Origin of the sequence: Bacteroides sp. D55t1_190419_B8 (assembly GCF_015558905.1) — a bacterium.
Lineage (GTDB): Bacteria > Bacteroidota > Bacteroidia > Bacteroidales > Bacteroidaceae > Bacteroides > Bacteroides vicugnae.
This window is the reverse complement of record NZ_JADMOU010000015.1, coordinates 73,328-93,182: the sequence shown is the minus strand read 5'-3', so window position 1 is coordinate 93,182 and position 19,855 is coordinate 73,328. Positions and strand designations below refer to the sequence as shown.

General features: G+C 44.8%; 15 protein-coding genes and 1 pseudogene. 5 read left to right on the top strand and 11 right to left on the bottom strand.

The window, feature by feature from the left end; genetic code table 11:
* Position 1: 1 nt before the first annotated feature.
* Positions 2-1,456, bottom strand: a complete 1,455-nt coding sequence (locus I2I13_RS14285; RefSeq protein ID WP_195649757.1) for a lipopolysaccharide biosynthesis protein — start codon at positions 1,454-1,456, stop codon at positions 2-4.
* Positions 1,449-2,564, bottom strand: coding sequence for a glycosyltransferase family 1 protein (locus I2I13_RS14280; RefSeq protein WP_195649756.1), 1,116 nt, complete (start codon positions 2,562-2,564; stop codon positions 1,449-1,451). The genes I2I13_RS14285 and I2I13_RS14280 overlap by 8 nt, the downstream gene beginning before the upstream one ends.
* 570 nt (positions 2,565-3,134) lie before the next feature.
* On the opposite strand from I2I13_RS14280, the gene I2I13_RS14275 reads away from it, so the two are divergent.
* Together I2I13_RS14275 and I2I13_RS14270 are read left to right on the top strand one after the other, a co-directional pair.
* A complete protein-coding gene (locus I2I13_RS14275; RefSeq protein WP_195649755.1) occupies positions 3,135-4,199 on the top strand; it encodes a Lin1244/Lin1753 domain-containing protein in 1,065 nt (354 codons plus the stop codon).
* A 199-nt stretch (positions 4,200-4,398) separates the two neighbouring features.
* Positions 4,399-6,194, top strand: a pseudogene (locus I2I13_RS14270) (bifunctional DNA primase/helicase).
* A 70-nt stretch (positions 6,195-6,264) separates the two neighbouring features.
* Here the strand turns inward: I2I13_RS14270 and I2I13_RS14265 are convergent.
* Positions 6,265-6,522 carry a DUF4248 domain-containing protein gene (locus I2I13_RS14265; RefSeq protein WP_004311607.1) on the bottom strand — a complete coding sequence of 86 codons (258 nt, stop codon included), beginning with the start codon at positions 6,520-6,522 and terminating at the stop codon, positions 6,265-6,267.
* A gap of 180 nt (positions 6,523-6,702) precedes the next feature.
* Here I2I13_RS14265 and I2I13_RS14260 point away from each other — a divergent pair, with 180 nt between their 5' ends.
* The 3 genes from I2I13_RS14260 to I2I13_RS14250 all read left to right on the top strand — a co-directional run bounded on the left by I2I13_RS14260 (position 6,703) and on the right by I2I13_RS14250 (position 9,621).
* Positions 6,703-8,262 (top strand): ATP-binding protein, encoded by a 1,560-nt coding sequence (locus I2I13_RS14260; protein ID WP_195649754.1) that lies wholly within the window; start codon positions 6,703-6,705, stop codon positions 8,260-8,262.
* Positions 8,263-8,425: 163 nt separating this feature from the next.
* A complete protein-coding gene (locus tag I2I13_RS14255; RefSeq protein WP_195649753.1) occupies positions 8,426-8,962 on the top strand; it encodes a DNA-binding protein in 537 nt (178 codons plus the stop codon).
* A 212-nt stretch (positions 8,963-9,174) separates the two neighbouring features.
* Entirely contained in the window at positions 9,175-9,621 is a 447-nt protein-coding gene (locus I2I13_RS14250) for an N-acetylmuramoyl-L-alanine amidase (RefSeq protein ID WP_195649790.1), read from the top strand.
* Positions 9,622-9,724: 103 nt separating this feature from the next.
* Here the strand turns inward: I2I13_RS14250 and I2I13_RS14245 are convergent, their stop codons facing one another.
* The 8 genes from I2I13_RS14245 to I2I13_RS14210 form a co-directional block, all read right to left on the bottom strand.
* The gene (locus tag I2I13_RS14245; RefSeq protein ID WP_195649752.1) at positions 9,725-10,843 is read right to left on the bottom strand and encodes a glycosyltransferase family 1 protein; all 1,119 of its coding nucleotides are present in this window, start codon (positions 10,841-10,843) and stop codon (positions 9,725-9,727) included.
* A 26-nt stretch (positions 10,844-10,869) separates the two neighbouring features.
* Positions 10,870-12,063: a glycosyltransferase family 2 protein gene (locus I2I13_RS14240; RefSeq protein WP_195649751.1), complete on the bottom strand. Its 1,194-nt coding sequence runs from the start codon at positions 12,061-12,063 to the stop codon at positions 10,870-10,872.
* A gap of 14 nt (positions 12,064-12,077) precedes the next feature.
* Positions 12,078-12,995 carry a glycosyltransferase family 2 protein gene (locus I2I13_RS14235; RefSeq protein WP_195649750.1) on the bottom strand — a complete coding sequence of 306 codons (918 nt, stop codon included), beginning with the start codon at positions 12,993-12,995 and terminating at the stop codon, positions 12,078-12,080.
* The gene (locus I2I13_RS14230; RefSeq protein ID WP_195649749.1) at positions 12,992-14,338 is read right to left on the bottom strand and encodes an O-antigen ligase; all 1,347 of its coding nucleotides are present in this window, start codon (positions 14,336-14,338) and stop codon (positions 12,992-12,994) included. Before I2I13_RS14230 ends, I2I13_RS14235 begins: the two co-directional genes overlap by 4 nt.
* A complete protein-coding gene (locus tag I2I13_RS14225; RefSeq protein ID WP_195649748.1) occupies positions 14,328-16,553 on the bottom strand; it encodes a hypothetical protein in 2,226 nt (741 codons plus the stop codon). The genes I2I13_RS14230 and I2I13_RS14225 overlap by 11 nt, the downstream gene beginning before the upstream one ends.
* A gap of 11 nt (positions 16,554-16,564) precedes the next feature.
* Positions 16,565-17,311: a TolC family protein gene (locus I2I13_RS14220; RefSeq protein WP_195649747.1), complete on the bottom strand. Its 747-nt coding sequence runs from the start codon at positions 17,309-17,311 to the stop codon at positions 16,565-16,567.
* A 137-nt stretch (positions 17,312-17,448) separates the two neighbouring features.
* Positions 17,449-18,678: a BamA/TamA family outer membrane protein gene (locus tag I2I13_RS14215; protein WP_195649746.1), complete on the bottom strand. Its 1,230-nt coding sequence runs from the start codon at positions 18,676-18,678 to the stop codon at positions 17,449-17,451.
* Positions 18,679-18,785: 107 nt separating this feature from the next.
* A complete protein-coding gene (locus I2I13_RS14210) occupies positions 18,786-19,796 on the bottom strand; it encodes an acyltransferase family protein (RefSeq protein WP_195649745.1) in 1,011 nt (336 codons plus the stop codon).
* Positions 19,797-19,855: the final 59 nt, after the last annotated feature.

Genomic DNA, 19,855 nt, shown 5'->3' with positions numbered 1-19,855 from the left:
GCTATAGACTTTTTTTTCTTAACGACCGCACTTTACCGATAATGTCATACTCATGCGTCATCTGTATATAAATGCCAAAGATAATAAAACTAACGATACCTTTAGCAATAATTGTCACAAAAATGTTCATCCCTTCCAGCGCATACTGCATTGGAAGGAGGGCTGATGCTATCAAAATGCTAATCACCAACGGAGAAATAAGCTGACGGATGAACGGCCAGGCACTTTGCCGGAAGGTCACCCGGTACATCTGCCAATAACACTGTATGAAGTTGATGGTGAATGTCACCACAATGCAACTGGCCACTGCCGTCAGGGTTCCGAAATGGAAGATGCCGAGCAAGATGCCCGCCACGTTGAAAGCGGATGAAAACACTCCGCACACAAACAAACTCCGTGTGTCGCCTGCCGCCTGAAAGATGGAGCCGGACGAAGAGAGTATAATCTGAATCCCTACGGAGAGCGACAGTATCCGGAATACGGGTACGGACGGCATCCACTGATCGCCGAAAATAATAAGCGTCACTTCCTCTGCCGTGAAGAAAAGCAGCACACTAAGCGGCAGGCCGATAAAGGCAAGGAAACGGACGATACGTTCGTAGGAACTCAACAGTTTTCCCTTGTTATTCTGGAAATCGCTGAAAATAGGGTGCATCACCGGAGTGATTACCTGTGTGATATTCTGCAAAGGCAGCATCATCAAACGGTAAGATTTTTCGTAATATCCCAGATCGGACATACTCATATATTTACCAATCAGCAGTTTGTCCAGATTGCGGCTGAAATAATTGATGACGTTGAACAGGAATTGATAGGCGGAGTAGGAAAATATCTTCCGGAGTACCGTCAGTCCGAGTGTGAAACGCAGCCGTTGCGGGTAACGCTGAAAGGAAATCACGAAGATCAGTACACTGGATACAATTGGATTGATAATCAATGCGTACAATCCCGCTCCGCAGAGGGCGGCGGTTACCGCGGCTGCACCTGCCGAAATCTGGATGATGAAGCTACGGATGGCAATGAATTTAAATTCTTTGTTCCGGTAGAACATGGCTCCCGGCACGATGGTGGCGGAGGCGAAGAACAGGTTGACGGACAGCAGTTGGCACAGGATGCGCAGGGTGTCGCTTTGGTAATAATCGGCGATGATCCACGAAGAAGCGAAAAACAGGATGCTGATTCCGATGCCCGTCCATATGGTAAATGAGAAAATGTCCGACAAATCCTCTTTAGTCAGCGATTTGTGCTGCACGATGGCGGGAGACACTCCCATGTCGGTGAGAAGATTGAAGAAGGCGATGATTACGGTGGCAACAGCTACGATGCCGAAGTCGTCCGGTGATAGCAGACGGGCCAGAATTCCCGCCACAACAAGGGATATGACGACGCCACTGTATTTGGCCAGCGCTGTGTAAAATACCCCCGAAAATAATTGACTTTTAATGTTATTAGCCATTGATTGCTTGTTTATATGTTTGTGCGTATGCTTGTCCCACTTTGCGGATGCTCATGTTTTCCATACCGTATGCGTAATTCACCTCCCCTTGTCCCCATGCGGCAAGCCTGCGGGCTTCTTCGAGTGCCCGCAGGATGTCTTTCTTGTCGTCGGGATCGAAAGTCGGGTTACCGGTTTCGGAAAGCAGTTCGCCGATGTTTCCCACCTTGGGACCCACTACGACTTTGTGGTAGAGGAAGGCGAGGGGGACATTGCCTGAGTTCAGTATGTCTTTCCGCTGGATGAATATCACGTCTGAAGCAGCCATATAGTAGGGCAGATCGCAGTTGTCTATCAGTTCGTCGTTGGCTCCCGCCTGTAGTTTATACATACGGTTGAGCAGCGGTATGAGCAGATAGTATGCGGCTTTTGAAATCCATCGTTTGATGAAACTCCTGCCATAGCTGTTGCGTCTCGAAAAGGGGTAGAGGCGTGGAGCCAGCAGCATCTTGCGCCCCTCTTTCCAGGCACGGAAAGCTCCGAGCACCATGCGTATTTCTTCACGGTTGCGGAATTTTCCGAAAGCCGTGACGATGAATGCGTCTTGCGAGAGGTTGAGATACTGACGTGCACGCTCTACGCTGATATCTTCTTTGTAGGTATATTGGTAAATATGATGAGGAATGACAACATTCCGGCTGTCAGGATACTTCGTGAGAAATTCGTCCCGGCTAAACCGTCCCATGTGTACAACGATATCACTCTGCGATTCGATAATGTCATAAGCCCGGCTGATGATTCCGTTTGCGTAATGCGGACGGACATTGTGGCGTGTGTAGACAAAGCGCGCTCCCCCGGAACGAAAAAAACTAATTCGCTCTTCCAGACGCCTGATGATATCGGGATCGTTGCATGTCCATCCCACCACTTCTTCCGGCCACTGGAAATGTATGATGTCATAATGCCTATCTGAGTCCCAAAACTCTTTTGTAGAACATCGCACGTCAATGCCAGCCATCCTGATCGCATCGCACAAAATGGGGACGAACAAATTGTCCGTATCCCCGTTTTCTCTAAAGACAATGAGTGCTTTTACCGATGGATTGCTTGTGTCTTCACTCTCATTCATGTTTTTTCCTTTGGTTTTGAACAGCTACGCTGTGCTGCAAAGGTAATAAAAGATCTGATATTTATATCTTTTTCAGGACTTAAATTCATACTTTGTCGTTATTCTGTTGATGAGAAAATATATCAGTCTGTTTTATCATGTCATTAAGTTTCTCCGTGTAAGGGATTTTATGCTCTTCCATGTAATGTAGGCAGAAGTTACATGCGTATAAATACTTATTCATGCTGATGTGACTTGTGCTGTTTTTATACCTGTAAAAAGTGGATTCGTTAATGCCGATATGAACACACAAATCCCCGATGGTGAGATGACATGTATTAAGGAGCTCATTTATTAAAAAGATTCTATTTTTACACTGTTCTTCTACAAACTTAATTTCCTTGATCTCAGCTAATGTGTAATTACGATGTTCTTTCATTTCTTTTATAGTTTTATGTTTGAATATGTTGCAAATATCCGATAAAAAAAGAATACGTTGTCTCGCAAAAATGCGAGAGATGGAATAAAAAAGTTTCCACACCTTTGCAAACGGATTCTTTTATGTTGAATTTTAAATACTTAGCTGTTATAATGAAAAAAGACCAATATTTTAATTTGGAGGTAAATTTATTGAATGAAGATAATATTGCCGTTATGATGTCGGAATTGGATGCTGCGGAAGCGGTCGGGATTTATGTGATGTTGCTGCTGCATCTCCGGACAAAAGATAATTATGAATCATCCTGTCAGCCCTTTTTGCTAAAGGCGTTTGCCCGGCGTTATGATGTGGATCCGGAAATGCTGAAGCGGGTGCTGTATGAATTCAATCTTTTCGAGGTAGATGACGAACGGAAAACGTTTCGTTCTCCCTACCTCGACAGGGTGATGAAAAGGCTTGAAGAAAAGTGGAGATTGAATGCTGAAAACGGCAAAAAAGGAGGTCGCCCGAAGAAGTCTGCCCGGAGCGCTGAAACGCCCGCCGGCAAGGGGCAAAAACCGAACGAAACCCAAGAGAAGAGAGTAGAAGAGAACAAGGGTATTTCTTCTGTTGTAAACAACAGCAGCAATACCGGTGCGATGCCGCAGGTTGCTGCTGTTGGTGCTGGTGGTGGAAATGGAAGTTCTCCGGTGGCTTCTGCTATCGTTGATGCCGGGGTGGAGATTCGTCCGTCAACTCCTGCAACTACCGGAGGCGGGATGCGGATTCGTCCGATAGATGAAGAGAGTCAGCGTCCGTTGCAGCCCGTGGAATCTTGGGAAAACTTGGTCGACCAACTTGCTGCCTCCGAGTCGTACATGGAACTGGCAGGCCAACACTCCGGTCTGGGACGCCTTTTTATCGATCATCAGCCGCAGATCATCAGGCTGTTCAAAGATCATGTCCGTCTTTATGGCAAGACTGCCGAACTACTTTTCCCGGAAGATGTGAGACGGTATTTCTCTAATTATATTGCTGCCGGATCTACCAGTTGCCGTGTGTTGCGGGAAGCATTGGTGGCAGGAATCAGAGAGAAAAACGACCGGAATGACGGGCGTTTTGAAAACAGGATCGATGGGCAACGGAGCTATCTGGGGCACCCCATTCCGAATGACGCGCCACCACGACCGGATGCGTCGGCAGTATGGGACGATGTGAAAAAGAAATGGGGACATTGAGTCCGCACTTCATTTGCATTGTGCCCGCACCTCGTTCCATCTGTACCCACGTTTCACTGATATGATGCCCGCACTTCACCGATGTTTAGCCCACTTCCCGGACTTGACAAGTCCGGGGGTAATGATAATTAATTTCCGAATGGTGCTATTGCACTTTTTCGGTCAACCGTTTGAAACAATTTAAAGAAGAAAGAAAATTATGAGAAATTTTGCCAGTTATGATGTCGACATTCGCGGAAAATCGAGCGGTGTCCTCAAGACGATTTGTAAAAAATGTCTTCCTACCCGGAAGAACAAGCGCGACCGTTCACTGCGTGTCAACGTCGATACGGGACATTGCCACTGTTACCATTGTGGGGCCGACTTCTACGTCCCCGATGAGAATGATGAACGTGAAAAGGCCGAACGTGCGGCAGCCCGCAAACGTCGTGCGGCAGCCATTCCACAGCATTTCCAGCGTCCGGTGTTCGATGCCTCGAAAACCACGCTTTCCGAAGACACGGAGCGGTGGTTGGTGGAGACGCGTTGCATCCCGCAGTCCGTCATAGCAGCCCTGCGCATCACCGAACAGGAAGAATTCATGCCGCAATCCGGCAAAAAGGAACGTTGCATCTGCTTCAACTATTTTGAAGGGGAGCAACTGATAAACACCAAATTTCGCGCCCTCCCGAAACTCTTCAAAATGGTGCAAGGGGCCGAACTGATTCCCTACAACATTGATTCCATCGTAGGGCAAACCTCCTGCATCATCCACGAGGGCGAACTGGATGCCGCCTCTTCCATCGCCGCCGGATTTAAAAGCGTCATCTCCGTGCCGGCCGGAGCCAACTCGAACCTCTCTTGGCTCGACCGTTTTATGGAAACTCACTTCGAGGACCTGAAAGAAATCATCATCGCCGTAGATGCCGACTCTGCCGGGCTCAAGCTGCGTGACGAGCTCATCAACCGTCTGGGAGCCGAGCGTTGCCGGGTGGTCACCTACGGGCCGGAATGCAAGGATGCCAACGAACATCTTTGTAAATATGGAATCCAAAGTCTCCGCATCGCCATCGAACAAGCGGCAGAAGTGCCTCTTGAGGGAATCTTCACCGCTACCGATTTGCATGCCGATCTGCGTGCTCTTTTCGACAATGGCTTCGGTCCCGGTGCTGATACGGGTTGGGAAGAGATGGATAATATTTGTACCTACGAGCGCCGTCGTCTCCTCATTGTGACCGGAGTGCCCGGTGATGGAAAATCCGAATGGATTGATGAATTGGTGTTGCGCGTCATCAATGGAAGATTGCTTTCTTCAGCCCGGAAAATAACCCTATTGCCTATCATCTCCGAAAACTGATAGAGAAACTTACCGGCCGTCGTTTCCAGAATGGTTGTGGCATGACGGAGGGGCTTTTGATACGTTCGGAGGAATATCTGACTGAAAACGTTTCTCACATTGCTTTGAATGGCAATGTGACGCCCGACCGTGTGCTTGCCAAAGCTCGTGAACTGGTTGTCCGCCGGGGATGTCGCATCATTGTGATCGACCCGCTCAACCGTCTTGACCACAATCCTCTGCCGGGACAAACGGAAACGCAGTATCTTTCTAATTTACTGAATAAATTCTCGGAATTTGCAACGCAATATAACTGTCTGGTGGTGGTCGTTGCCCATCCCCGCAAAATGAACCGCAACCTCGTAACGAACACGACTCCCCGTGTGGAAATGTATGACATCAGCGGTTCTGCCGATTTTTACAACAAAGCCGACTACGGAATCGTAGTGGAACGGGACAAGGATGCGGGTGTCACCCGTGTGTATGTCGATAAGGTGAAATTCAAACATCTGGGCACGGGCGGAGTAGTCAGCTTTATCTACGACCCCGTGAACGGGCGTTACCTGCCTTGCCAAGAATCACACGATCCCGCCGTCCCTGTGGAAAAACGTATCTCCAACACGGTGTACGACAGTTCCTGCTGGCTACCGGAAAAAGATTTACTAGGTGATAAATGGTAGATGATAAATGATAGATGATAGATGATAAATGATAGTTCTGCCATCTATCATTTATCACCTATCAGCTAATTTAAGGTTCTTGGAGTACTTCGACGATGAGTCTTACTTGTGCGGGAGTGTAGTATCTGCTACGTGGATTCATGCCGGTGGCTAGGAGTCGTTCTTTTAATCCGGGTGCAGCTTCAATCCATTCGTTGAATCGGTCTACTGCGCTTTGTTGCAGGATATTGGGGAGGTACAACAGGGCGAGTTCGCCTTTCCCATAGGTGCGGTATTGGAATGTTTTTTCTTCTTCTTGTTCGGGGAGAATCTTGTTTTTTGTTTTCATTTATAGTTGTGCTTTTGGGTTACTGTATTTGAAGTAAAGTTACTCATTTTTAGTGGGATAGGCAAATTTTGAGAGCAGATGTTGGGGTGTATTCATGAAAGAATTGATAATAATAGAATACCGATTCTTGAAACTTATTGTATCTTTGTTTATGTTTCACGTTAAAAGCATAGAAAGAAGATGGAAGGAACATTCAGACGTTATCCGATAGGGATACAGAGTTTCGAGAGGCTATGCAATGATAATTGTGTGTATATTGATAAGACAGAGTTGATTTATCATTTGGCTAATTCGGTGAAGGCTTGTTTTCTTAGCCGCCCCCGACGCTTTGGAAAGAGTCTGTTAGTTTCCACTCTTGAAGCCTATTTCTCCGGTAAAAGAGACCTGTTTAAAGGCCTGATGATGGAACAGCTGGAGAAAGACTGGACGGTTTATCCCGTGTTGCATATTGATTTCAGTATCAGTAAGTATCTGAATGCGGGAATGCTGCGCTCTGCTATCAACAATCGCCTGGTGGAATGGGAACGGATTTACGGATGCGACACGAGCGAAGACACTTTCAGTCTTCGCCTGAAAGGTATTATAAAACGTGCTTACGAGCAGAGCGGGCGTCAGGTTGTGTTACTTGTAGACGAATATGATTCTCCTATGTTGGATAGTAATGACAATGAGGAGTTGCAAGCTGAAATACGTGGCATCATGCGCGACTTTTTCAGTCCGTTGAAAGCACAAGGGAAATATCTTCGTTTTCTCTTTTTGACCGGTATCAGTAAATTTAGTCAGATGAGCATCTTAAGTGAATTGAACAATCTTCAGAACATCAGTATGCAAGATGCTTATAGCACCATTTGCGGTATAACGGAAAATGAATTGCGTACACAGTTGGAAGAAGATATAAGAAGCATGGCCGAGGCGAACAGTGAAACGTATGATGAAGCCTGTATACATTTGAAGCAACAGTATGATGGGTATCATTTCAGTGAAAATAGTGAGGACATTTACAATCCGTTTAGCTTGTTTAATGCATTTGCGCAGAAAAGTTATGAGAATTTCTGGTTCTCTACCGGCACTCCCACTTTCCTGATAGACATCTTGCAGCAAAGCGATTTCGATATCCGTCAACTGGATGGCATTTCAGCTACTGCCGAGCAGTTTGATGCACCCACTAATGTTATTACAGACCCGCTTCCGGTGCTTTACCAAAGCGGTTATCTCACTATCAAAGAGTATGATCGGGATTTTCAGATCTATACGTTGGCTTATCCTAACAAAGAAGTTCGGAAAGGCTTTATCGAATCATTAATGCCGGTTTATGTACATTTGCCTGCTCGCGAGAATACATTTTATGTAGTATCGTTTATCAAAGACTTACGGGTCGGCAATCTGGAACAATGTATGGAGCGGATCAAATCTTTTTTCGCCTCTATCCCCAATGATATGAATAACAAGGAGGAGAAACACTATCAGACCATCTTTTATCTGTTGTTTCGGCTGATGGGGCAATATGTGGATGCAGAAGTAAAGAGCGCTGTTGGCAGGGCTGATGTCGTGATAAAGATGCAGGATGCTATCTATGTGTTCGAATTCAAAGTAGACGGTACTCCTGAAGAAGCATTGGCGCAGATCAATAGTAAGCAGTATGCGATTCCTTATCAGGCAGATCATCGAAAAGTCGTTAAAGTGGGAGTTAATTTCGACAGTAGTATGCGAACTATTGGAGAATGGATTATTGAAAACTAGGGAATAATCCTACATATTCCGGTATAATTCGGTGTAATCAGTTTTAATCCGGCATAAGCTGGTGTAGTCCGTTATAATCCGGCGGTCGCTGTTCTGTTGTCGTATCTTTGTTTCACTAACAGAAAGGGAGAATGTACTTCTTTTCGTAGAAACAACATTAAATATGGCAACAGTCACAGTTGTGCGCTACAAGCGCAGAAAACGAATTGGTGATGAGAAATCGCCGATGGTATTCGCCCTCAAACCCAAGTCGGGTGAGGCGAAAATCTATTCCATTGAGTTATTGGCACGAGAAATCGAAACGATTGGTTCGCTTTCGGTGGAAGATGTGTCGCACGTTATGAAATCCTTTGTCCGTGCGATGAAGAAAGTCCTGGTAGCAGGTAATAAAGTGAAAGTGGACGGGTTGGGTATCTTTTACACCACGCTGACCTGTCCCGGTGTGGAAGCGGAAAAGGATTGTAGTGTGAGAAACATCACTCGTGTCAATCTTCGTTTCAAAGTCGATAATTCCTTGCGGCTTGCCAATGATAGCACGGCAACCACTCGTGGCGGGGAGAATAATATGATTTTTGAATTGCTTACCGACAAGAAGAATGCCGCAGGGGGAACTGGCGGCGGTTCCGATGATTCCGGCAAGGGGGATGGCGGCTCCGGTGATGGCGGAGGTAGCGGAGAAGCTCCGGATCCGGCCGCTTAATAATTCTTTGCAGTGATGTACCCTCTCCAAACATAGACAATGTGCTTTTTCGGGAAGTTTGTGCACGACTTTCCGGAAGGGTTGAAAAAAACGTGAATAATAACCAGTAAAATGCAAAACAATGATTGACAAAATCTTAGAAGTTGTATTGGAAGTGCTGTTTTTCTTTCGCAGAAAGAGAAAAGCGAAAAGAGTGAAAGGACAGGTTGATGATGAGGAAGATTAACCTGATTGTGATCCACTGTTCCGCCACAAGGGCGGACAGGGATTTCACTGAAGACGATTTGGAAGTCTGCCATCGCCGGCGTGGTTTCAACGGGACGGGTTATCATTTTTATATCCGCAAAAATGGAGATATAAAGACCACCCGTGAGATTGAACGAATCGGTGCGCACGCAAAAGGACACAACCGGAACAGTATTGGCATCTGTTATGAGGGCGGACTTGACTGCCACGGTCATCCTGCCGATACCCGTACCGAATGGCAGGTTCATTCAATGCACGTACTGATTCTTACGCTCTTGCGTGATTATCCCGGCTGCCGGGTGTGCGGACATCGGGATTTGAGCCCCGATCTGAATGGAAACGGAGAGATTGAGCCCGAAGAGTGGATTAAGGCATGTCCGTGTTTCGAGGTGAAAGCCGAGTGGAATGGTTAGATAAAATCACCTTCGCTACAACTATCTGTGGCGAAGGTGATTTCGTTAAAAAGGGAAGTTTTGACACATTCTCTTTTTGATTTAGTTATTGCTTTTTGGTTTTTTACTTGGCAAATTCTTTATATATTTTCAGCAGCGATTCTGCCGTATTCCGCCATGAAAACAACTGGCTGCGTTGTATGCCATATTCCACTTGTTGCTGATAGAGTGTCTGGTCATTCTCCAGTTGCAGTATTTTTTCTGTAATATCATTGGAGTTGAACGGATCTGTCAGTAAAGCTCCCTCGCCTGCAATTTCGGGCATGGCTGATGTGTTTCCCGCAATGATGGGCGTTCCGCAAGCCATTGCCTCCAGCATCGGGATGCCGAAACTCTCGCGAAGCGATGGATAAAGGAATGCGAATGCACCGCAATAGAGTGCTGCAAGGTCGGTATTCGCAATATATCCCGGAGCGTGGATATAACTTTTGATTTCTGTAATATTTTCTTCTTCCAATATCCGGTCGATAACATCTCCCTTGAGGTCGGCAATGAGCAATGGCAACTTTTGGGTGGATTGTTTCAGATAGTCGCTATATGCTTTCAGCACTCTGGGAGTGTTCTTCTTAGGGTCGGTGTTTCCCAGAAAAAACAGATAATTGTCTGCATCAATATATTTTCGGGTGATCTCCGGAGCTTTGGGTTGTACATGGAAATGACTATTGAAACCGTTGTACACGGCTACTAATTGTTCTTCCGGCAGATGTAACGCTTCAAGAATTCGTTCACGCTCAAATTGCGAGACAGTGATAATCTTTTCACAGCTGGCAAGTACACGTGGAACTACCATCCGGCGGTAATACCAGCCCATTTCCTGATACCAGGTGAAGCTGGAAGAATGACGTTTTTCTAAATAAATAATGTCGTGTAGTGTCAGTATTAATGGTACGGGACATTGCAATGGGGCAGTGTTGCTTGTGCAGTGCAACAAATCGGGCATGATTTTTTTTACTGCGCGGGGAAGAGCCACTTGCTCCCAAAGGGGGTAAGTGGGGCATTTTAGTTCGATAATATGCATATTTTCCGATTCTTCCATGCATCTGTCTTCGCCAGAAGTAACGAAGATGAAATATTCGTTCTCATGGTCTATTTTTTGCAATTCCCGGATACTTTCAAGAGCAACGAAATCCATTCCGTGTTTATTAGTGCGGAAAATCCGTTGGGCTTCAATAGCGATTTTCATTGTTGTTTTCTTGTTATGTTTGATTTCTATTTATGGTATTCGCCATGCTCCGTATGGATAAACTTTTTATTGGCTCCTTTCAATTTAAATAAATTACCGATCATAGTAACAGCCAGCATAGGCATTTGGGTGATTGCTTTCCCTACCTGTTTGGTAAATAGTCTGCCGCCCGGTACGGGTAGCATCATGGCCGCTACTTGTGCAGCCGACAATATCCACCATTTGATGGCTATCATCCATTCGTTGCTGCCATTGCATAGGCTCAATATAAGGCCGGTAACGGTAAAGACGAAAGTCAGTCCGAAAACTCCTGCCAACTGAATCAATCGTGGCGGAAGCATCCATTGGCATATCTTGTCGCAATAGTCGAAATTTCCTTGTAAGAATGCTTTGGGTAAGTGAGGCAGCGAAGCACGGAGTGCGCCGAATTGTGCAGCTATCCAGCGTTTGCGCTGGTTGCTGATGGCTTCTTTCTTTTGTGTTTTTTCGTCAAACACAAGCAGGTCGGGCAGATAAACGGTATAGATGCGTTGTTGCAGGAGCATCGCTTCCAATTCTTTGTCTTCACCTGCCGTCTGGAGATATTTCACATTCTGATGAAACCATTCTGCTTCGAATGCCATTCCTGAACCGGATAGTCCGGCAGAAAGTCCTACTGCGTTATGTCCGCTGCGGAAGAAACCATTGTTTATTTCTTCGCTGGCGCTGTCAAGCACGGAAATGTCTGTGTTCAGATTCTTTCCTGTCCGGTGTGCCTGTACGGATTTTATGCCGCTGTCAAAAACGCGGTTGATGGTAGACAGGAAATCGGGCGTAGTCATGTTGTCGGCATCCATGATGACTATAATGTCGAATGCATTTGTATCAATGGAATCCATGGCCATTGCCAGTGCTTTGGCTTTCGAACTTTCCTTGTAATTTGCCATCAACAGGCGGATGGGAAGGGCTGCCAGAGCGTCGTTTGTTTCCGGTCGCATCTGATCGGAAATGACTATGATCTCATAGAGTTCCTTCGGATAGTCCTGTTCAAGAAAACTCTGTATGGAAGCAACAATCACGCGGTCTTCCTTGTAGGCGGGAAAGAGCACGACGATGCGTCGGAGCGTACGGGCTTCGGGGTATTGGGGAGCCCGGTAAAACTTGGAGGCAATAGCGTATAGCAATAGGTAGCATACGCAAAACACCAGGGGAATGTAGAGAATCCAGTCAATAATGTTCATAGTATCTAGAGTTTTTATGCGTTTTTACTGTTATTATTTGATGAGGACATGAATAGCCCTGTGCAGACCCCATAATAGGTGGCACAAAATAGGTCGAAACGGCCTTTGAAGGCGAATGACAGACTGTTTTTACCGGCTGCAATGGTGCTCTGGTAAAGTACGGACATCAATCGTTCCATGCCTTTCATATTACGGCGGGCATAGAGCAGGCGATTTCGTGTCAGGAAATAGGTGCGTAGTTTGCTTAGTTGCCCGGTGCTTTGACTTTCTTTATGAAAAACAGTGCAACGCGGCTCATACCATAGTTCGTATCCGGCACGGGTCATGCTTGTACTCCAATCGAGTTCTTCGTAGTAAAGGAAGAAGATTTCCGGCATCATTCCGATTTTTTCAATCACTTCGCGTTTGATAATCATGGCTGCCCCGTGTAGATAGGGGGTAGGATGGGGGGTATCGTAGCTTCCGTCATCGGGACAGTCGAAGCCCAGCATATTGTTGCGCAATGTTATCTTTGTCAGCGGGGTAAATCCTGCAAACTGTATGTGTTGCGGTGGAAAGGCGAAACGTATTTTAGGTGACACGCCTCCGATTTCCGGACGACTTTCCAGTCGTTCTACCAAGTAGGCGATTTCATCGGATTCGATATAGGTATCGTTATTGATAAGGAAAATGTATTTGCCTTTTGCTGCACGGATTCCAATGTTGTTGCCACCGGAAAAACCTCCGTTCTCATTGCTGCGGATGCTGATAACCGTTGGATATAATTCGTGTATTTTGGCTGCTTCATCTTCGCGTGAAGCATTGTCTACCACTATGATTTCATAGCTCACGGACTTCAGCTTTTTGTGCAGTGATTCTATCAGTTCACAGGTGTCTTTGAACCCGTTGTAACAGATGGTAATAAATGATATGTCGGGACTACTGTTTGTCATTCTTGTTCGTTGATTTCGTTATTAGATAACTGCCGTTCTTTTTCTTCGCTTTCTTCACTTTCTTCACTTTCTTCTTTCTCTTCACTGATACGCTTGTCGATATGTGGAGCCGCAAAACAGAGTGCAAAGCCTATGTATACGGGCAACTGGTTGGGATACTGCATAATGTCGTTGACATAGGTGGCGATAAAAAATCCGGCATCCATACAGAGCCATGCCGCGATAAGTCCGCGCAGACCTTTATTGCGTACTTTAAACATGAGTATCCAGGAGCACCAGGCAAAGAGAATACCGTGTATGGAAAGGTAGAGTATCAGTCCGACGATTCCCGTTTCTACCCATACGCTGACTAGCCACGAGTCGGGCGGGTAGGGCATCTGCTCTCGCGAATCGAAGTTGCCGGCTTTGGAGAGTCCAATGCCGTAGCCTAACGGTTTCTTTGCCATCAATTCTTTCATCCTTTGCCGGTTTTCGACACGCACCTGATAGGAAGCGTCTTCGGATGGATGGAAAGAGGAGCGCATTTTGTGGATATATTGGTTTCCGCTTCCGATATTGGTATAACTGAAAAACACGAAAACACTGATGGATATGAATATACCTGCCAATAACGCTTTCCAGTTTTTGGCAATGACGGTTATCATTAACATTCCTCCCATGATGACTCCCATAGCTGCACGGGTTCCCGAAATACCCATTCCGTAAAGTCCCCCGACGGCGATGCAGAGGAAGTAAATGCGGAGCCATTTGGACTTCACAAAAAAGGCGGAGATGGCAAAGACCACAGCGGACATAGCAGCGTGTACTCCGTAGTTTGCTGCATCGGAGAAGCAGGAGAAATAGCGGATGCCCGACCAGATGATGTGTGTACGCCATCCGCCCAGCACGTGCAGGAAATAGAGGTCTTTGGAACTGAAACCATAGTTTTTCTGCCAGTAACCTTTTATTGTAAAGATAAGGACGAATACCGACCAGATGATTAATAGCAGCTCGATGTCTTTTTTAGTGCGGACGACAAGCGGAACAACAAAGGCGCATATTAAAGGTATCAGCGCATAAGGGGTAAGGTTGATGTTCCATGCTGCCAGCACGTTGTTGGGATTCAGAATCTCAAGGAGATAGAAACACAACCAGGCTGTGAACATATAGGTCATGACGTTTTGACCTGCTTTCCAGTTGGTTTGCTCATCGTTGCTAAGTTGTATCAAACAGATGGTAGTGAATAACAAGATAATTATCATAGAGAATAACCCTACCTTGATATTTACTAACATACCTGCTGCCACCAACACAAATTGTAAAGCAAGCAGGATATGGAAAGTTACTATCTTATTATTCGTCATCGTCTTCTTCTTCAGTCTCTTTTGCTTTTCTGCTTAGATTGAATTTGATTTTTTCTGTAAGTGACAATTGGCTGAAACGATAGCTGGCTCTACGCAATAAGGTGTATGGCGGAAGTTGTCCTGTGAAGTCTTCCACTGCTTCACGCTTGGCGTTGGTCAGGCACACGCGGAACGGAACATCATTTTTACCCATTTGTGTCATGAGTTGCTCGCAAAGTTGTTTGTCGATGGTTTTCCATCCGCGGTCTGCCGGACTGACCAGAATGTTGACATTAGCGTCGTTCAACAGTGCAGTCGGGATATTGCTTGACGACAATGGCGGATAGGCAACGATCAGTATGTCTTCTCCTTGCAAGGTGTAAAAATCAGTAATGTTTTTTGCTAACAGATATTGAGTGGAATCTGTGTTGAAATCTTCTCCGTACGTGATGAATCTTGTATTTAACATCCGGCTTTGCATATATCCGCAGATCAGGTTTCCAACGATGTCCTCACCGGAGTTTTCGCTGGTACTGAACAGGTTGATGATAAACACGCCGGGTGATTTCCGTTTCGTTAGGAAGCGGAGTATGGAGTTGCTCAACTCTTTGATAGAAAGTTGGACGTAGGTTTTGGTTAGTCCGCCATAACGGGAGGAAGAGGGGGTGGGAACGGCTCCTATAACCTTAAATCCGGTCACTCGTTTGGTGCGGTTTGCATCACGCAGCGTTCTGTCAAGAATTTCAATTAGTAATAGTAAGGCGATGATTATTAGGAAACTACCTATACAAGCGGCAATGACAATTTGCTTGCGGTTGGTCGAGTTGGATGCAATTGGATAGGTAGGTTCATTGAGTACTTTCAATGTGGCAGAAGTCATTTCCAGATTTTTCTTTCTCAACAGAGCTTCGTTGTAGCTCTGCAACACGGTCAGGTAACTACGTTCCGTGAAGTTGATGGAGCGTTCCTTTTGCTTGATGGTGGTACCCACGGGGGCAAAAAATACGTAACGGTCGTTCAATTCCTGACGGGCATTTTGCACAATTAGTAGTTCGGCCTTAGCTTTTTCAAACAACAAAGTTTGTTCCAGCCATTGGTCGATGATATTGGTCCGGCTGGCACCTTCTTTGGTGTATTTATGACTTACGTAGGAGGTGGTTAAATCATTCAATTCTTGTTTAAGTTCGTTCAAACGTTTTTTGTCACCTGTCATAGATTCGGTATCTTTTTGCTTGGAGTCGCTCATCGCTTCCACTTCCGAGATTTTACTGGTGATATTGGATGCTTCTCTTAATTTGTCTACAAATTCCATGTTCTTGAGCACTTGCTTGGCATTGCTGTCCATGTGCTTTTCCAGTTCTTCGAGCATCGATTTGGTACTGTTGTATGCAAAAAGCGCATCTTGTTCCCGCAGCTCGAATTCTTTACTGATGGCCGCGATTTCTTTGGTCTCATCCAGATAGTTGATGATACGTTTTTCTACATTGTACTTGGTCAGGTCGTCTTCCTCCGAGTTAAGTTTTTTGCCGATGCGTTTCAACTCTTCCTCAAAGTATTTGATGACTTTGTCTGTTTCTCCGTAACGGATACGGCGGTATTCTTCCACAAACTCATCCATCAGGATGCTTACTGTGTTGTAGGCTATGCCGGGATCTCCGGAAGTATAACTGATGTCCAGCAAATCACTCGTGAGCCGGCGTTGCACTTTGATGTTTTTCAAAGCATTGTAGCTGTAGAATGGGTGATTGTAGTAGAACATTTCATAGATATAGTTACCTTTTTTCGGACGCATATATGCTTCCAGATTGGCAACTGTTTTATCTTCGCTCGATTTGTCGATCAGCTTTAATATTTCCGGTCCATGCGGACTGTTTATTAAGTGGTTGTAGGTGTAATTGTAGCTGGATGGAGTGATTCCGTCATTGTCGTTATCCGGATTTCCCTGGATAAGTACACGGGCAAATAATCGCAGGAATACTCTTTTCAGAGTGCTCTCGGCTTGCATGATACTAATCAGGTTGTCCATCGAATTTTGTACTGTCGCCCAGTCTGTGCGTTTATCGCTCTCCAAGTTATATCCCGAAGCTACTCCGGTATAAAGTGTTGCTTTCACATCGTATCCACCCCGCATGTGGCGTGTGTAGTAGAAAACGAGTAATGTGAAGATAGCAGTCCCTACCAGTATCAGCCAGCGGTGGCGAAAGAGGGTTCGTATGATAGAAATGATGAAGTTCATATCTTATTCTTTTATTTTCGTATTAGAGGAGTACGCGAAATAACCTCGAGTATCATCAAGCTTTTGGTCAATTCAAACTTGCTATTCTCATATGCTTCACGTGCAGTGGACTGTCTTTCTTTATCTACGGCCAAATCGGAAGATTCTATGGTTCCGTTGGCAAAATTCTTTTCAGAAATTTCATATTGCACATTAGCAAGTACCAAACTTTCACTTCTCATTTTAAGTACTCTTATCTGTGAGGTAGCCATCGCATACATCTCAATAATATTCTTCTTGATTTCGTCGTACTTCACTTCCCGTTCCAATTCTGCACTGCGTAATGTAAGCCTTTGTCGGCTGACTCGCCCTTTGAGGTCGAATAGGTCATCTAAAGGGATGCTTAGCCCTGCACCTACCGTGTAACCATTCTGTGCCTGGGTGGAGTAGGTGAGGTATGGAGCGACTGCCACGTCCGTAAAAGTGGACTCATTGCCGAACATTCCATATTGATAGCTTCCCCGTAAACTGAAGAAACCTAGAAATGACCATTTCTCTTTTTGGAGTAATTTGCGCTCGATTCTCGCTTTTACGTCCGCCATCTCATAAATAGGGCTGTTCTTGGCGTTTTCGAATAAAACGGATAGTGGGGGGAGAATTATTTTACTATAATCTTCTTCATTTAGTTGAGAATAGTCAGACACTTCTTGTGCAACTACACGGGTGGTAGAGATGAATAGAAGTAATAGCCCCGAAAAAAAACATATAAATTGCTTCATAAAAAAATCCTATTATTTGCTCTTGCTGTGTTATAGCTTGCGCAAATATAAGGATTAATTTCATTTATGTACAGTCTTTTATTATCTATTTTGCAGTCTTGCGTGTAAATTGTGCACAGATCGTTGCTAAAACGGTATTAGAAGGCTTCTGTCATGTTGAAGTAGAACAGATTCTGCTTGTTCACCATGTCCCTTCCGAAGTCGAGACGTACATTCATACGGGGTTGAACTTCAATGCGTAATCCCAGTCCGAGGTTGGGAAGCACACCTTCTATCTTGCCCGGAGTGGGGCCCATGAATCCGCATCCTCCCCAGGCTACATATCCTATATGACTTAACATCTTTTTCACCCAAGTGCTTTTGTCCGTATTTATCATCTGGCGGTATTCGGCCATCATGACATGCGAGGACTTGTCGCGAAACTGTCCCATGTAGTAACCGCGAAGATCGAAGGGGGTTCCGCTAAGTACATATTTTGTTAGGGGCACATTTCCGAATGCGTTTTTGCTTTGCACTGTCCAGGCTATCACCTTGCGGCGGCCTACTGTTTTGTATTGACGATAGTCGATTTCCAAACGGTAAAAGTTATTATCGCTTCCGAATACTTTATTATACATCATTCCCCGGAAGTCGAGGTAGGTTCCGTTATATGCATTTGCGGGAATATCACGTGTGTCATACGTCAGCAGGAAACCGAGTCCGGAGCTGAAATTTTCGTATCCGCTTTCTGTACCTCCTGCCGCCATATACGAGGGTTCATTAACCATTCCGGCAGCCGGCCTGGTAATTTTATCATAGTTCAAATCGACTTGGGGACCTGCAAAAATGTTGCTTTCTCCCAGACGGAACAGGAACCAGGGGTTTACTTGGATGCCACTGTAACGGTATTCGCTGGTATCTTCTCCACGTTCATAATCTTTATTAGTGGAATAGCCGATGCCATAAAAGTTCTCGATCGTATTTTTATAAGAAAAAGTTCCGAAGATACGGAAGCGGTCTCCTTTAAAAAAAAGTTGTGGTTTTGTCATCAAGTTCAGCCCACCTTTGAACATCAAGGCAATGGCCACTGGCACTACCGAACGTCGTTGGGTGGTATCACTCGGATTCATCCGGAACGTCATCAAGGCACTACCGCCTACCAATACACCGAAGTCCGGTGTGTAGCTGGGACCACCTAATATGTTATAGTGCAAATTTCGTTTTGCTACACGCTGGCGGCGCAACTCGTGCTTTGAAAGGGCAGGAATGGTATCTGACGGGATGTCTTCAATATCTACATCGCTCTTTACTGCCGTACTGTTAGCCGCGGCTGACATCATATTGATGGATGGAAGCATCATCAATATTCCTATTATATATTTCTTCATAATTTCTCTGTGAGGAATTTGACTGCAAAGAAAACTCTTTTATTTTGATTAGTTTTGAAGTTCTTAGATAATAAATCTAAAAAAGTCATTCTAAGGGCAAATAAAGGCTATTTTGGTATGCGGATTTTCCCTAACAGTAGAGGGATATGCTTCTTGCAGAATATAATGAGTGGATAATTGATTGCTGTAATAAGTAGACTTATAATAAAGGCTATGAATGTAGAGTAGGTAATATTATCGATATGCAGGTATTTTTCTATAGCAAAATTGAATACACCTATGAACATCCAATGTATACCTAAAATAACCATTGTTCCTATTGATACATTATAATTTATGGTGGATGTAATTTGATTGAGTATAAATCCGATTCCAAGAATCATACAGCTTCCGGTGAATCCCAGGAGGTAGAAATTTACCATTTCGGGCAGTGTTGTATAGTTACTGGTGTATCCCATCGAAAAAAATGTGGCAAATGAAACAATGGACAAAAGCAGCCAGATGATACTTTGATGCAAGGAATTTGCGATGTTTTTTATTTTTGTCCGTTTCAATGTTTGTCCTGTATAAAAGAATATTTGCAATGCGAAAAACCCATGTGTGGTATAGGTGCCATAAATGGAGTTTTGGTTGAGCCAATAACAAATGAGTATGGAGACTAGGCTGCTGATACCTGCCGTCAACCAGTATAATGATTGTTTTCTTTGTATAATGTAGGAGTATATTTTTATCATAAACAGGCAATATATAAACCATGTGGGACCGTTAATGGGGTCTGATGACAGTGATTGAATGAGGGGGTGTATGATGCTATTGTGTATATTGATGACTTGATGAGGTACTATAAGTTCTCTAACAAACCAATACGGGTAAAAAATGAATTGATAGATGAGATAGGGGAGCAGCAAAGTCTTGAGATCCTTATATAATTCTTCTTTTATTGTTCCTTTAGGGTTGTATAAGTAACCGGATATAAGAAAGAAAAGTGGCATGTGGAAGGAATAAATGATCGTGTGCGTCTCTGATTGCATCGGTACATGTCCCCAAATAACTAGGAATATAGCTATTGACTTACTCCAGTCAATCCAATTATATCGTACAGTTTTTACGCTTGTCATTTTGTTGTGTTTTAATTTTGCGTGCAAATATACGATTATTTATTCTAATTGCAGGTTTT